The 13,997-nt window shown below is 68.7% G+C and carries 14 protein-coding genes; all 14 read right to left on the bottom strand.

Annotated elements, in window-relative coordinates; all coding sequences use genetic code 11:
* Positions 1-32: 32 nt before the first annotated feature.
* Positions 33-893 (bottom strand): alpha/beta hydrolase, encoded by an 861-nt coding sequence (locus ATO4_RS06880; RefSeq protein WP_083590687.1) that lies wholly within the window; start codon positions 891-893, stop codon positions 33-35.
* A 47-nt stretch (positions 894-940) separates the two neighbouring features.
* The gene (locus ATO4_RS06885) at positions 941-1,348 is read right to left on the bottom strand and encodes a RidA family protein (protein WP_083590724.1); all 408 of its coding nucleotides are present in this window, start codon (positions 1,346-1,348) and stop codon (positions 941-943) included.
* 44 nt (positions 1,349-1,392) lie between these two features.
* Entirely contained in the window at positions 1,393-3,036 is a 1,644-nt protein-coding gene (locus ATO4_RS06890) for a benzoate-CoA ligase family protein (RefSeq protein ID WP_083590688.1), read from the bottom strand.
* Between the two features lie 14 nt (positions 3,037-3,050).
* Positions 3,051-4,205, bottom strand: a complete 1,155-nt coding sequence (locus tag ATO4_RS06895) for an acyl-CoA dehydrogenase family protein (RefSeq protein WP_083590689.1) — start codon at positions 4,203-4,205, stop codon at positions 3,051-3,053.
* A 2-nt stretch (positions 4,206-4,207) separates the two neighbouring features.
* Complete coding sequence (locus tag ATO4_RS06900) at positions 4,208-5,041, bottom strand: enoyl-CoA hydratase family protein (protein ID WP_083590690.1); 834 nt, start codon at positions 5,039-5,041, stop codon at positions 4,208-4,210.
* The gene (locus ATO4_RS06905; RefSeq protein WP_083590725.1) at positions 5,038-5,505 is read right to left on the bottom strand and encodes a MarR family transcriptional regulator; all 468 of its coding nucleotides are present in this window, start codon (positions 5,503-5,505) and stop codon (positions 5,038-5,040) included. The genes ATO4_RS06900 and ATO4_RS06905 overlap by 4 nt, the downstream gene beginning before the upstream one ends.
* Before the next feature lie 71 nt (positions 5,506-5,576).
* Positions 5,577-6,341: an SDR family oxidoreductase gene (locus ATO4_RS06910; RefSeq protein ID WP_083590691.1), complete on the bottom strand. Its 765-nt coding sequence runs from the start codon at positions 6,339-6,341 to the stop codon at positions 5,577-5,579.
* Positions 6,342-6,479: 138 nt separating this feature from the next.
* Positions 6,480-7,745: a flavin-dependent oxidoreductase gene (locus ATO4_RS06915; RefSeq protein WP_083590692.1), complete on the bottom strand. Its 1,266-nt coding sequence runs from the start codon at positions 7,743-7,745 to the stop codon at positions 6,480-6,482.
* An 89-nt stretch (positions 7,746-7,834) separates the two neighbouring features.
* Entirely contained in the window at positions 7,835-8,293 is a 459-nt protein-coding gene (locus tag ATO4_RS06920; RefSeq protein ID WP_083590693.1) for a cupin domain-containing protein, read from the bottom strand.
* Positions 8,294-8,507: 214 nt separating this feature from the next.
* The gene (locus ATO4_RS06925) at positions 8,508-9,209 is read right to left on the bottom strand and encodes an ABC transporter ATP-binding protein (RefSeq protein WP_083590694.1); all 702 of its coding nucleotides are present in this window, start codon (positions 9,207-9,209) and stop codon (positions 8,508-8,510) included.
* Positions 9,203-9,967 (bottom strand): ABC transporter ATP-binding protein, encoded by a 765-nt coding sequence (locus ATO4_RS06930; RefSeq protein WP_083590695.1) that lies wholly within the window; start codon positions 9,965-9,967, stop codon positions 9,203-9,205. The genes ATO4_RS06925 and ATO4_RS06930 overlap by 7 nt, the downstream gene beginning before the upstream one ends.
* Complete coding sequence (locus tag ATO4_RS06935; protein WP_083590696.1) at positions 9,964-10,986, bottom strand: branched-chain amino acid ABC transporter permease; 1,023 nt, start codon at positions 10,984-10,986, stop codon at positions 9,964-9,966. Before ATO4_RS06935 ends, ATO4_RS06930 begins: the two co-directional genes overlap by 4 nt.
* Positions 10,983-11,909 carry a branched-chain amino acid ABC transporter permease gene (locus ATO4_RS06940; RefSeq protein WP_083590697.1) on the bottom strand — a complete coding sequence of 309 codons (927 nt, stop codon included), beginning with the start codon at positions 11,907-11,909 and terminating at the stop codon, positions 10,983-10,985. Before ATO4_RS06940 ends, ATO4_RS06935 begins: the two co-directional genes overlap by 4 nt.
* 434 nt (positions 11,910-12,343) lie before the next feature.
* Entirely contained in the window at positions 12,344-13,525 is a 1,182-nt protein-coding gene (locus ATO4_RS06945) for an ABC transporter substrate-binding protein (protein ID WP_083590698.1), read from the bottom strand.
* Positions 13,526-13,997 lie beyond the last annotated feature (472 nt).

Raw genomic sequence — 13,997 nt, forward strand, 5'->3', positions numbered from 1 at the left:
GGGACGAGGCGTCAGGCTGGTCGCCCGGCCGTTCAACCGGCTTCGACATCCGTGAGCATCGCGACGAGTTCGCTCGCCGGGTCGATGAGGTCGTCGACGACGTCGAAGTGATGGCGCCCCGGCGTCTCGATCGCCCGCGTCCTGCCGCCGAAGCCATGCCAGACATTGGCGAGGAGCGCGTTCTGGCGGCGGAATTCGGCAAGCTCGGCGCCGCCGGCGACGCAGAGGAGGTTGATGCCGGGGCGCGGCTCCAGGAGGGCCGGGCTCTCGGATCGGGCCGTGGCCGGATCGAGGTTGAGGACGGCGTTCATGCCCGAGCGCATGATCGGGCGAAGGTCATGGCAGCCGCTGATCGAGGCGACGCGGTCGATGCGGCTGGCGGTCTCTTGGGCGAGGGGCGCATCGACGCAGAGCATGCGGGTCACCAGATGGCCACCGGCGGAATGGCCGCACAGGCGGATCGGGCCATCCGTCCGCGCCGCGACATGGTCGAGGAAGGCGCCGATCTCTTGGCTGATCTCGGGGATCGTCGCGTCGGGGCAGAGCGTATATTCGGGCAGCGCCACGGCGAAGCCCCGCTCGACGCCGCCTTTGGCGAAGTGCGACCAGTTGCCGATCTCCTGGCTCTTCCAGTAGCCGCCATGGATGAACACCATCAGGCCGGCCGGCGCGCTCTCCGGCTTGAAGAGGTCGTAGTGCTGGCGCGGCTTCTGGCCGTAGAAGACGCCGGTTTCGGCCCGCCCGCCCGCTGCCATCCGTTCGCGGAACGCCGCGGCATCGGCCTTCCAGCGGGGCACGAAGGTGCTCGAGCCGGGAATCGCGCCGCCATTGTCATAGGCGACGTCGTAGTCGGTGATCGGCTCGCCGCCGGTCCAGATAAGCGAGGAAGTCATTGCCGTCCGTTCAACCTGAAAGGCGGGAGCCCGCCGGGAAAACCCGCTCAGTCGGGAATGATCGCCGTGGCCTCGATCTCGACCAGGGCCTCGGGCTCGACCAGATCCGCGACGGCGAGCAGCGCCATCGCCGGATAGTGCCGGCCGAACAGGTTGCGATAGACGGGGCCGAGATCACCCAGCGAGTTGCGGTAGGTGTCGATGTCCTTCACGTACCAGGTCAGCCGGGCGACGTGCTCCGGGCCCCCGCCGGCTTCCGCCACGATGGCGAGGACGTTCTTCAGGGTCTGCTCGACCTGCGCGACGAAGCCGTCGGCGAAGACCTCGTTCTCGTTCCATCCGATCAGGCCGCCGGTCAGGACCAGGCGGCCGCGCCCCGCCAGGCCGTTGGCATAGCCCCTCGGCTTCTTCCAGCTGGCCGGCTGGAGAACCGTCAGGCCCTCCGTTGCATCCATCTCGCCGCGGGCGGTCTTGCCGGCCGCCGAGGTCCGGGTGACACTCACGGGCGATCTCCCTGATCTTGCATTTCGTTTTCCGCCTGTCTGCGCAACGCGAAGCGCTGCAGCTTGCCGGTCTCCGTCTTGGGCAAGGCATCCACGAAGATGACGGATCGCGGGTATTTGTAGGGTGCGAGCTCGCGTTTGACATGCTCCTGCAGGTCCTTGGCGAGAGGCGCGTCCGGCTCGTGGCCCTCGGCGAGGACGACATAGGCCCGCACGATCCGGCCCCTGTCGGGGTCGGGCGCGCCGACGACACCGGCCTCGGCGACCGCCGGATGGGCGAGGAGGGCCGCCTCCACCTCGGGGCCGGCGATGTTGTAGCCCGAGGAGACGATCATGTCGTCGTTGCGGGCCTGGAACCAGAAATAGCCGTCCTCGTCCTCGATGTAGGTGTCGCCGGTGACGTTCCAGCCGTTCTCGACATAGACGGCCTGGCGCTCGTCGGCGAGGTAGCGGCAGCCGATCGGGCCGCGCACGGCGAGCCGCCCGGGCGTGCCCCGCGGCACCTCGTTGCCGGACGCGTCGATCACCTTCGCCTCGTAGCCGGGAACCGGCTTGCCGGTAGCGCCGGGCCGGATCTCGTCCTCGTCCGCGGCGATGAAGATGTGCAGCATCTCCGTCGCGCCGATGCCGTCCATCAGCCTGATGCCGGTGGCTTCGAGCCAGGCGTCGTAGGTGGGTTTCGGCAAGGTCTCGCCGGCCGAGACGCATTTGCGCAGGGAGGACAGGTCGTATTCCTCGATCTTTCCGAGGATCGCGCGATAGGCCGTCGGCGCGGTGAAGCAGATCGTCGCCCGATACGCGCCGATCGCCTTGGCGAGATCGGGCGGCGAGGCTTTCTCGAGGAGCACCGCCGAAGCGCCGACCCGGAACGGAAACAGCACGAGGCCGCCGAGCCCGAAGGTGAAGGCGAGGGGCGGCGAGCCGATGAAGACGTCGCTCTCCGTCGCCTTCAGGACCTTGCCGGCATAGCAGTCGCAGATGACGAGGAGATCCCGCTGGTAGTGGATCGTCGCCTTGGGCGTCCCGGTGGTGCCGGAGGTGAAGCCGAGGAGGCACGGATCGTCCGCCCGGGTCGGGGCGGGCGTGAATTCGTCGCTCGCCCCATCGAGGAGTTCGCCGAGTTCGCCGCCGGCCGTGCCCGACCAGGTGACGACGCGGTGCAGGGTCTTCGACGTGCTTGCCGCCTTCGTCATCTCCTCGGCGAGGGAGGCGTCGCACAAGGCGAGGCCGATCTCGGCCTTGTCGATGATCTGGGTGAGTTCGCGCGCCCGCAGCAGCGGCATGGTGGCGACGACGATCCCGCCCGCCTTGATGATCGCCATGTAGAGCGCGACCTTGGTCGGGTTGTTGGCCGAGCGCAGCAGCACCCGGTTGCCGGGAACCATGCCGAGCTCGCCGGTCAGGACGTTGGCCATCCGGTCGATGGTCCGGCTGAGCTCGCCATAGGTCCAGCGGAGCCCGGGTGCGACCAAAGCAGGGCGATCGCCCCGGCCCTCTACGACATGCCGGTCGACCAGCTCGACGGTCGCGTTCAGCATCTCCGGATAGCCGAGCTCTTCCAGATTGACGAAATCCGGCATCGCGTCGGGGGCCGGGAGATTGTCGAGGACAAAGGTGTCGGTATGGCACGAGCCGGGCATGTCGGGCGTCCCCTTCAACGGGTCTCGGACAGGAGCTGTCGGGCGATGATGAGTTTTTGCACCTCGGTGGCACCCTCGTAGATCCTCAGCGCGCGGATCTCGCGGTAGAGCGTTTCCGGCACGGAGCCGGAGCGCACGCCTTCGCCGCCATGCAGCTGCACGGCGCGGTCGATGACGCCCTGGGCGCTTTCGGTCGCGACCATCTTGGCCATCGCCGCCTCGCGGGTGATGCGGGGGGCGCCGGCGTCGCGGGTCCAGGCGGCGCGGTAGACCAGCAGCGCCGAGGTGTCGATCGCCGTCGCCATCTCGGCGAGCGCCGTCTGGGTCAGCTGCATGTCGGCCAGAGGGGCCCCGAAGAGCCGCCGCGTGCGGGACCGCTCCAGCGTCACGTCGAGCGCCCGGCGGGCGAGACCGAGGGCGGCCGCGCCGACGGTCGAGCGGAAGACGTCGAGGGTGGCCATGGCCACCTTGAAGCCGGCACCCGCCTCGCCGATCCGGTTTTCGAGCGGGATGCGGCAATCCTCGAACTTCAGCCGGGCGAGCGGGTGCGGCGCGATGGTGTGCAGCCGCTCGGCGATCGACAGGCCGGGCGTGTCGGCCGGCACCGAGAACGCCGAGATGCCGCGGGCGCCGGGCGCCTCGCCGGTGCGGGCGAAGACGACGTAGTGGTGGGCGATGCCGCCGTTGGAGATCCAGGTCTTCTCGCCGTCGAGCCGGACCATGCCGTCGCCGGCGGGTCTCGCGGACAGCGCGATCTCGGCGACGTCTGAACCGGCTTCCGGCTCGGTCAGCGCAAAGGCTGCGATCGTGCGTCCGATGCGCACCCCCGGCAGCACGGCCTCCTTCAGCGCCGCGCTTCCCGACAGCGTCAGGGCGCCGGTGCCGAGACCCTGCATGGCGAAGGCGAAATCGGCCAGCCCGTCATGGCGCGCGAAGGTCTCGCGCAGGATGCAGAGGCTGCGCAGGTCGAAGCGGCCGTCCTCGGGCGCGGCGTAGGCGAGGAACCCGGCCTCGCCCATGGCGGCGACCAGCCGGCGGCAGCTGGCGTCGACGTCGTGGTGGTCGACGAGGCGGGCGACATGCTCGCTCGCCCAGCGATCCGCCTCGTCGGCCAGCGCCGCATGGCGGGGCTCGAAGAACGGCCAGGACAGGAAGCTCTTGTCGGCCACCCTCAGTTCCCCTCGAAGACGGGCTTGCGCTTTGCCGCGAAGGCCTCGAAGGCGCGGCGGAAATCGCCGGTCTTCATGCACAGCGCCTGGGCCAGCGCCTCGGCGTCGATCGCCTCGTCGATGCCCATCGCCCATTCCATCTGCAGCATGCGCTTGGTGACGGAGTTGGCGTAGGTCGGCCCCGCATTCAGCGTGCGAGCGAGGTCGGTGGCGGCCTCGATCGCGCCGCCGGCCTCCGTCAGCCGGTTGAAGAAGCCCCAGCGCTCGCCCTCCTCGGCGGTCATGGTGCGGCCGGTATAGAGCAGCTCCGAGGTGCGCCCCTGGCCGATGATGCGCGGCAGGATCGCGCAGGCGCCCATGTCGCAGCCGGCAAGCCCCACCCGGTTGAACAGGAAGGCGACCTTCGCCCCGGCGCCGGCGACGCGCATGTCGGACGCCATGGCGATGATCGCGCCGGCACCCGCGCACACCCCCTCGACGGCGGCGACGATCGGCTGCGGACAGGCGCGCATCTCCTTGACGAGGTCGCCGGTCATCGTGGTGAAGGCGTGGAGCTCGGGCACGTTCATCCGGGTCAGCGGCTCGATGATCTCGAAGACGTCGCCGCCGGAGGAGAAATTGCCGCCGGCGCCGGCGATCACCACCGCCGTCACCTGATCGTCGAAGCGCAGGGCCCGGAACGTGTCGCGCAGCTCGGCATAGCTGTCGAAGGTCAGCGGGTTCTTCTTCTCCGGCCGGTTGAGGGTGACGGTGGCGATCCCCTCGTCGATCGCGAGGCCGAAATGATCCGGGCGGAAATCGGCCAGCGGTGCCACGACCTGCTTCTGGAGCTTCATGTCTTGCCTCTGCGTCTGGGTTCCGGAATGGCCCCGCCGGTGGCCGACTGGACCGAGGATTTGAGCGAGCCGAGGCGCTGCAGCAGCACGTCCTGGTCGCGGGCCGGCATGTCCGCCAGAAGCTCGGCGATCCAGTCGCTGTGCGCCTTCGCCATCTTGGCGAAGGTCGCGCGGCCTTCCTCGGTGAGCCGCACGCGGGCGGCGCGGCGGTCGGTCGGCGAGATCTGCCGCTCGATCAGTCCCTCCTGGACCAGCCGGTCGACGAGGCCGGTGACGTTGCCGTTGGAGACCATCATGCGCCGTGACAACTCGCCGAGGAGGAGGCCGTCCGGCGAGCGCTCGAGCTGGGCCATCATGTCGAAGCGCGGCAGGGTCGTGTCGAAGCAGGCGCGCATCCGCCGGCGGATCTCGGTCTCGATCATGTTGGCGCAGGTCAGTAGCCGCAGCCACAGGCGCAGCTCCATCCGGTGGTCCTGGGGGCTCTCCTCGACCTTGGATTCGGCGTCGACCGTCTCGCCCTTGCGCCCGGCGATGCTCACAACTCGCCTCCTGCCACGGCGATCGCCTGGCCGGTCACGGCGGAGGCGCCGGCGCTCGCCAGCCACAGGACGGCGGCCGCCACCTCGTCGGGCCGGATCAGCCGTCCCATGGGATTGGTCCTGGTGAAGGTCTCCAGCAGCGACTCGCGATCGCGGCCGGTCTTTTCCTGCAGCTTGTCGATCGAACCGGAAACGAGGTCGGTATCGGTATAGCCCGGGCAGACCGCGTTGACGGTGATCCCGGTCGCGGCGAGTTCGGCGGCCAGCGCCCGGGTGAGGCCGACTGCGGCATGCTTGGCGGCGCAATAGGCGCCGACATAGGCGTAGCCCTTCAGCCCGGCGGTCGAGGCGACGGTGACGATGCGGCCGTGGCCGCGCTCCTTCATGGCCGGCACGACGGCGCGCATGGCCACCAGCATCGGCTCGAGGTTCAGCGCCATCATGCGCCGCAGCTGGTCGACGTCCGTCCGCGACAATGGCGCGGTCTCGGCGCCGCCGGCATTGTTGACGAGGACGTCGATCGGGCCGCACCGCTCGGCTGCTGCTGCCAGCGCTGTCGCGAGAGCTTCCGGATCCGCGACGTCGGCGGCGATCGCGTCGGCCGCGCCGAGTTCGGCGCGGCAGCGCTCGGCACTGTCCGGGCTGCGGCCATGCACCGTGACCGTATCGCCCGCCGCGACGAAGGCGGCCGCCACCGCCCGGCCGATGCCGCGGGTGCTGCCGGTCACGAGGATATGGCGGGGGCGGGGTTCGCTGGGCAAGTCTGCATCCGGACGTCGTGGAAGATGTTTTAGCCTTAAACTATTTTCCCGGCGCTTCGCAACGTCGTCGTGCCGGTCTCGTGGTGCCGGCCCGGCCGGCCGGCGGGTTGCGCCGGGCCGGAGCGCCGGGCGTATGGCTCAGGCGTTGGCGGCCCGGCGCTCCGGCTCGGCCCGTTCGGCCTCGGTGGCAAAGCCCGCCTTGCCGGCATAGCCGCCGACGATCGCCTTCAGCTCGGCCCGGTGGATGACGTCCTCGACATTGGCAAAGCCCGCCGGCGCACGTTTCTCGACCTCGTCGATCACCCGCTCCGGACCGCCCTTGCGGTTCATCCTGACGACCTCGGCGGTGATCGGCAGGCGCTCCTTCTCGTAGGCCCAGAGTGCCTGGCAGGGATGGTCCGCCCGGGAGAGGTTGTCGGCGAGGCAGCGGGCGTCGAGGATCGCCTGGGAGGCGCCGTTGGAGCCGACGGGATACATCGGATGGGCGGCGTCGCCGAGCAGCGTCACCCGGCCGAAGGTCCAGCGGGGCAGGGGATTTCGGTCGCACATCGGGTATTCGAAGGCCATGGGCGTCGCCTCGACCAGGGCCGAGACGTCGAAATCCGGGATCTTGAAGCGGCTGGCATAAGGCAGGACCAGCGCGCGCTGGGCGATGCGCGACCAGCTCTCCTTCGGCGGCGGCGACTTCGCCCCGTCGGCCATCTTGATGTTGACGACCCAGTTCATCAGCTGTTTGCCGTTCTCGGCCTCGGCGATGGGGTAGAGCACGAATTTCGCCCCCATGCCGCCGCCGATCGCCATCGTCCGGCCGTCGCGCCAAGGCGTCCACTCGGTGGCGCCGCGCCACATCACGACGCCGTTCCAGGAGGGCGCGCCCTCGTCGGGATAGAACAGCCGCCGCGCCGCCGAATGGATGCCGTCGGCGCAGATCAGGACGTCGCCGCGCACCGTGGTGCCGGCGCCGCCCCTGACGCTGTCGGTGAAGTGGGCGGTGACGCCGCCTTCGTCCTGGATGAAGCCGGCAAGGGCGAGCCCGGTCTTCACCGACTGGGGCCCGAGCCTTGCGATCACCGCGTCGTGGATCAGCTTCTGCAGCCGGCCGCGATGGATCGAGAACTGCGGCACCGGATGGCCGGCGTCGATGCCGCGCAGCTCGCGCCACACCTCCTGGCCCTGGCGGTTGTAGTAGCGCAGCTCCCGGGTGCGGATACCGGCATTGTCGAGGGCCGGGAGAAGGCCGATCTCGGCGAGTTCGCGGATCGCATGGGGGAGCGTGTTGATGCCGACCCCGACCTCGCGCACCGCCGGCGACTGCTCGTAGACCTCGGCGCGGATGCCGCGCTGATGGAGCATCAGCGCGGTGGTGAGGCCGCCGATGCCGGCGCCGACGATGATGACCTTCATGGCTCTTTCTCCCTCAATCCCGCCTCCGCGGATGAATCACCACCGGCTCGGCCCCTTCATCTGGGCCCATCGAGCCGCCTCAGTCTGGCTCAGGCCGCGTCCGGCGGCGGCAGGAAGTCCACCTCGTGGCGCGCGGCGACGGCGACGACCTCGGCCGGATCGGCCTGCGGCCCGAGATTGTGCAGCGCCCAGAAGAGGTCGTAGAGCCGCTGGGCCGGCGAGACCCAGAACAGGCACTTCACGTCCGTATCGGTCTTGTTGAAGAGGCCGTGGGGAATGCCCTTCGGCAGGCGCACCAGGTCGCCCGGCTCGGCGAATCCCTCCTTGCCGTCGAGGAGGACGTCCAGCCGGCCCGACAGGATGTAGACGAACTCCTCCTGGGTCGGATGGATGTGCGGCGGCACGAAGGTGCCGACATGGAACGTCGCATGCCAGGAGAAGGAATCGTGCGAATGCTGCTTCGGCACGTAGGTCTGGCCGAGGATGTTCCAGCTGATGCCGTCCATCCCCTCATTGGCCTTGGATACGCCGATGGTCATCACTGGCATGGGGTGTGGTCCTTGTGTGAGTGCTATGAGCGGTGTGTTCATTCGAGTGGGTCGGGCATTGCCCCTTCACCCTCATGGTGAGCCTGTCGAACCACGAGGGTGAAGCCTCCAGGGGGTGCCTGGCGCCCCTCGCCCTTCGACAAGCTCAGGGTGAGGGGCTACAGTCTCGGCGGCTCTCCTCGCCGGCCTGCGCGGGAAAGGGCCGTATCCTTCTTCACACATGCAAAAACCGCTCCTTCACCGCCGGCGTCGCCCGCAGTTCCGCGGTGGTGCCCGACCAGGCGACGCGGCCCTTTTCGATCACCACGTGGCGGTCGGCGAACCGGGCCAGCGCGTCGACATTCTTGTCGATGACGAGGATTGCCTCGCCGGCATTCTTGATCTCGGTGAGGCACGCCCAGATCTCCTCGCGGATCAGGGGGGCGAGGCCCTCCGTCGCCTCGTCGAGGACCACGAGCCGGGGATTGGTCATCAGCGCCCGGCCGACGGCGAGCATCTGCTGTTCGCCGCCGGAGAGCTGGTTGCCCATGTTGCGGCGGCGCTCCTTCAGCCGGGGAAACAGCCGGTAGACGGCATCGAGCGTCCATTTCGGCGCGCCCGGCCCGTCGGAGCGATGGGTCGCGACGAGGTTCTCCTCGACCGACAGCGTCGGGAAGATCTGCCGGCCTTCCGGCACCAGGCCGAGGCCGCGCTTGGCGACGACGTGGGGCGGCCTGCCGGTGACGTCCTCGCCGTCGATCGACACGCGCCCGCCGCGCGGCTTCAACAGGCCGAAGATCGAGTTGACCGTGGTGGTCTTGCCCATGCCGTTGCGTCCCAGCAGGGTGACGACCTCCCCGGCACCGACGAAGAGATCGATGCCAAACAGGATGCGGCTGTCGCCGTAAGCGCTTTCGAGACCTTCGACTTTCAGCATCGGGCGGCCTCCTCCTCGTCGCCGAGATAGGCGGCGCGCACCTCCGGATGGCAGCGCACCTCCTCCGGCGAGCCGGTGGCGATGAGCCGGCCGTAGACGAGCACGCTGACCCGGTCCGCCAGGGCGAAGACCGCGTCCATGTCGTGCTCGATGAGGACGATGGTGTGGGTCGTCTTCAGTTCGCGCATCAGTTCGACGAGGATGGCGGATTCCTCGTGGCCGGTGCCGGCCAGCGGCTCGTCGAGGAGGAGGAGCCTGGCGCCCGTCGCCAGCGCGATGGCGATCTCCAGCTGGCGCTTCTCGCCATGGGAGAGGCTGCCGGCGCGCCGCTGCGCCCGGTCGTCGAGTTTCACGCGGGCAAGGGCCGCCATGGCCTCGTCGTTGAGGCGGCGCTCCTTCGAGGCGGGGCGCAGGAAGCGGAAGCTCGAGCCGGACCGTGCCTGCACCGCCATCGCGGCGTTCTCGATCACGGTGAATCCGTCGAGGATCGAGGTGATCTGGAAGGAGCGGGCGAGGCCGCGCCGCACCCGGTCGACCATCGAATGCCGGGTGATGTCCTCGCCGGCGAGGCGGACCGTGCCGGAATCGCATCCGAGACTGCCGGACAACTGGTGGATCAGCGTCGTCTTGCCGGCGCCGTTCGGCCCGATGATGGCGTGGAGCTCGTTGCTATGGACGTCGAAGCTGACCCCGTCGGTGACGGCGAGGGCGCCGAAGGACTTGCGCAGGTCGGTGACGGTGAGGAGGGGCTCGTTCACGGCCGCGTCCTCCCGAACAGCCGCTCGACGCCGCCGACGATGCCGCCGCGGGTGAAGAGGACGAGCAGGACGAGGAAGACGCCGAGGCCGAGCTTCCAGTGCTCGGAAAAATGCGCCAGCCAGTCCTCGAGCAGCAGCAGGGCGATAGCGCCGCCGATCGCGCCGACGAGGGTTCCCATGCCGCCGAGGACGACCATGACGATGAGCTCGCCCGAGCGCTGCCAGCTCATATAGGCCGGCGAGACGAACTCGGCCTGGTTGGCGAGGAGAACGCCGGCGAGGCCGGCCAGAGCGCCGGCAATCACGTATGCGGTCAGCTGGAATGCGAAGGGCTGGAAGCCGATCGCCTGCATGCGGACCGGGTTCTCTTTGGTGCCCCGCAACACCCGGCCGAAGCGCGACAGGGTGAGGGCGCGCAGGCCGACGAAGGCGGCGGCGAGGACGCCGAGGCTCAGATAGAACAGGGCGTGGTCGCTCCGCAGGATCGGCAGCCCGAACAGCGTCGATCGGCCGGCGAGGGTGAGCCCGTCGTCGCCGCCATAGGCCGACAGCGAGACCATGAAGAAATATGCCATCTGGCCGAAGGCCAGCGTGATCATGATGAAGTAGACGCCCTTGGTCCTCAGCGAGATCGCCCCGGTGACGAGGGCGAAGAGGGCGGAGGCGGCGACCGCGACGACGCCCTGAACGAGGATGTCGGAGATGCCGTGCGACGACAGGATCGCGACCGCATAGGCGCCGAGGCCGAGAAAGGCGGCATGGCCGAAGGACACCATGGCGCCGTAGCCGAGGACGAGGTCGAGGGACAGGGCGGCGATGGCGAAGACGATGATCCGCGTCGCGGTGACGACGAGGAATGGGTCGTCGACGGCGACCGCGACCGGCGGCAGCACGGCCAGCACCAGGAAGATCAGAAGGGCGGCGAGTGCGGTGCCGCGCCCGGCGAGCCTGCCGCCGCGCGGTGCTGCGACGTCCGGCACGGCACCGGCGATCCCGAGGTCGGAGGTCCTGGCGCTCATGCCGCCGCGCCCTTCGCCGGGAACAGCCCGGAGGGCCGGAAGAACAGCACCGCCGCCATCAGGATGTAGATCAGCATCGGCGCCAGCGTCTGGCCGGTCTGCGAGGCGGCGGAGGGTTCCATGACGGCCCGGAGCACGATCGGGCCGAATGTCCGACCCAAGGTGTCGACGAGGCCGACGAGGATCGCCGCGACGAAGGCGCCGCGCACCGAACCGACGCCGCCGATGACGATGACGACGAAGGTGAGGATGAGGATGCCGTCGCCCATGCCGGGCTCGACCGACAGGATCGGCGCGACCATCGCCCCGGCAAAGCCGGCCAGCATCGCCCCGAAGCCGAAGACCAGCATGAACAGCCGGCGGATGTCGACGCCGAGCGCCGAGACCATCGGCGCGTTGACCGCGCCGGCTCTGAGCAGCATGCCGATCCGCGTGTGGTTGACGAGGAGCCACAGGCCGACGGCGGTGAGAAGGCCCGCGGCGATGATGGCGACCCGGTAGAAGGGATATTTCAGCGGCCCGATCAGCGGGATCGCGCCGGACAGGACGTCCGGGATCGGCACGCTCATCGGCGCCGCGCCCCAGACGATCTTGACGCCCTCGTTGAGGATCAGGATCAGCCCAAAGGTCGCCAGCACCTGGTCGAGATGGTCGCGCTCGTAGAGATGCCGGAAGATCAGGAATTCGAGGACGAGACCGAACAGCAGCGCGGCGGGCAGCGCGATGGCGATGCCGAGAAAGAAGTCGCCGGTGAGCGCGGTGAAGGTCGCGGTGAAATAGGCCCCGACCATGTAGAGGACGCCGTGGGCGAGGTTGATCAGGTCCATGATGCCGAAGATCAGCGTCAGCCCCGCGGCGACGAGGAACAGGAGGATCCCGAACTGGACGCCGTTCAGCGTCTGGAGGAGGAAGAGGTTGAACATACCTTGCGCGTCGTCATCCTCGGGCCCGGTCCCGATAATCCGGGAGGGAGATGGGGTTTCGATTATGGGTGCCGGGGCGACACTCGCGCGCCCGGTCTCGAGATGCCGGCGTCTTCGAGACGACGACCTCGAAACGGCACTCGAGGATCACGCCCGGCGTTATCGCCTGACGTCGCCAGACGGGGGCGATCATCCCCGCTTCGTCATCCCGGGCTTGACCCGGGATCCATGCCAAATCGCCGCCACCGCCAAGCCGGTTCTGAAGAACGCCCATTCTGCCGCCGATCCATCCATGTGAGACGGCTTGGAATGGATCCCGGGTCAAGCCCGGGATGACGAAGTGGAAACACCGCGCCCCACCTGAAAAGCTCGCGTAGAGTGTCGCTGCATCCTCGCCCGTGGAAGGGGTCGGCGAAAGACGGGCCCGCCCCGCCTCAGTTCATCTTGCAGTCCTTGGCGTAGTTGTCGGCGTAGTCGTCGAAGATCTTCGTCTCGATCTCGGTCTGGTACTTGCCGTCGTCGCGCTTGGCGACCTTGACGAGGTAGAAGTCCTGGATCGGATAGTGGTTCGGGCCGATCTTGAAGTCGCCGCGCAGCGAAGTGAAGTCGGCGGCCTGAAGGCCGTCACGCAGGGCGTCCTTGGCGGAAAGATCGCCGCCGGCAGCCTTGATCGCCGCGTCGATCATCTGCGCCGCGTCATAGGCCTGCATGGCGTAGGTGCCGGGAACGCTGCCGTATTTCGCCTCATAGGCGGCGACGAAGGCCTTGGACTTCTCGTTGTCCATGTCCGGCGCCCAGTTGGCGCCGCCGAAGAAGCCGACCGCCGCGTCCTTCTGGGCCGGCAGCGTCGTCTCGTCGACGGTGAAGGCGGAGAGGAACGGGATCGTCTCGAGCCCGGCCTGGCGATACTGCTTGACGAGGTTCACGCCCATGCCGCCCGGCATGAAGGTGTAGACCGCGTCCGGCTGCATCGCGGCGATCTGGGCGAGCTCGCCCGAGAAGTCGAGCTGGCCGAGCGGGGTATAGAGCTCGCCGACGACCTCGCCCTTGTAGGAATGCTTGAAGCCGGCGAGCGCGTCCTTGCCGGCCTGGTAGTTCGGCGCCATCAGGAAGACCCGGCCGTAGCCCTGGTCCTGAGCATATTTGCCGAGAACCTCGTGGACCTGGTCGTTCTGGTAGGAGGAGACGAACAGGTTCTTGTTGCACTCGGCGCCGGCGAAGTTCGACGTGCCGGCATTGGGGGAGATCAGGAAGGCGCCACCATCCGTCACGGGCTTGGCGATCGCCTGCAGGATGTTGGAGAAGATCGGGCCGACGACGAAGTCCGCTCCGTCGCGCTCGACCAGTTCGCGCGCCTTGTTGGCGGCGACGTCGGGCTTCAGCTCGTCGTCGACCGTGACCACCTCGGTCTCGAGCCCGCCGAGCTTGCCGCCCATGTCCTCGACCGCCAGCATGAAGCCGTCCCGGGCCTGCTCGCCGAGAACCGCGGCGGGACCGGACAGCGTCAGCATGACGCCGACCTTCAGCTTGTTGTCGGCGTTGTCCTGGGCCAGGGCCGAGCCGGCAAGGGCGCTTGCCGCCAGCAGGCCGATGGCGACTGTGCGGATCGTGGTCATTCCTGCATCTCCCTCATGAAAATCGACGACGGCCCCAGGCTGGAACAGACCCGTGTCAGGGTAGCCGGCAAGGCCCGGACGAGACGCGGCTTGGCAGTCGCGTCCCGTGCTCGAAAATTAGTTTACACATAAAATATTCCGCCGCAACAGCATCCGCCGCTCTTTTGAGCCGGCCCAATTCTTGTGCAGTGCGGCAGGACCGGCGGATGCCGCAACCCCAGGATACCGCGCGGGACGGCCTTCGAAACCCGGTGGCAATCCGGGCGCTCGTCAAGACGATGCCGCATCGCGGAAAAGCCGGCTTTTCCGGATGCAGCGCCGCTGCCGGCCGCCTTGCGCGGACACAGTAGCTGTCTGAGGGGGCGGTGCAAGCCCGGCATCCGGCCCGATCGGATTCGGCCGCTGCAATGCGTTTCGGGTGGAGGAAGGTTCCGTCGCAGATCGATGAGGAGCGGGGCGGGTCAAGGCATGG

Origin of the sequence: Aurantimonas sp. 22II-16-19i, assembly GCF_002088275.1 — a bacterium.
In the GTDB taxonomy this organism is placed as follows: Bacteria; Pseudomonadota; Alphaproteobacteria; order Rhizobiales; family Rhizobiaceae; genus Jiella.

Coding starts and splice junctions, on each gene's coding strand:
- ATO4_RS06880 (WP_083590687.1), bottom strand. CDS start 893: ATGACTTCCTCGCTTATCTGGACCGGCGGCGAGCCGATCACCGACTAC.
- ATO4_RS06885 (WP_083590724.1), bottom strand. CDS start 1,348: ATGGATGCAACGGAGGGCCTGACGGTTCTCCAGCCGGCCAGCTGGAAG.
- ATO4_RS06890 (WP_083590688.1), bottom strand. CDS start 3,036: ATGCCCGGCTCGTGCCATACCGACACCTTTGTCCTCGACAATCTCCCG.
- ATO4_RS06900 (WP_083590690.1), bottom strand. CDS start 5,041: ATGAAGCTCCAGAAGCAGGTCGTGGCACCGCTGGCCGATTTCCGCCCG.
- ATO4_RS06905 (WP_083590725.1), bottom strand. CDS start 5,505: ATGGAGCTGCGCCTGTGGCTGCGGCTACTGACCTGCGCCAACATGATC.
- ATO4_RS06915 (WP_083590692.1), bottom strand. CDS start 7,745: ATGAAGGTCATCATCGTCGGCGCCGGCATCGGCGGCCTCACCACCGCG.
- ATO4_RS06920 (WP_083590693.1), bottom strand. CDS start 8,293: ATGCCAGTGATGACCATCGGCGTATCCAAGGCCAATGAGGGGATGGAC.
- ATO4_RS06925 (WP_083590694.1), bottom strand. CDS start 9,209: ATGCTGAAAGTCGAAGGTCTCGAAAGCGCTTACGGCGACAGCCGCATC.
- ATO4_RS06935 (WP_083590696.1), bottom strand. CDS start 10,986: ATGAGCGCCAGGACCTCCGACCTCGGGATCGCCGGTGCCGTGCCGGAC.
- ATO4_RS06940 (WP_083590697.1), bottom strand. CDS start 11,909: ATGTTCAACCTCTTCCTCCTCCAGACGCTGAACGGCGTCCAGTTCGGG.
- ATO4_RS06945 (WP_083590698.1), bottom strand. CDS start 13,525: ATGACCACGATCCGCACAGTCGCCATCGGCCTGCTGGCGGCAAGCGCC.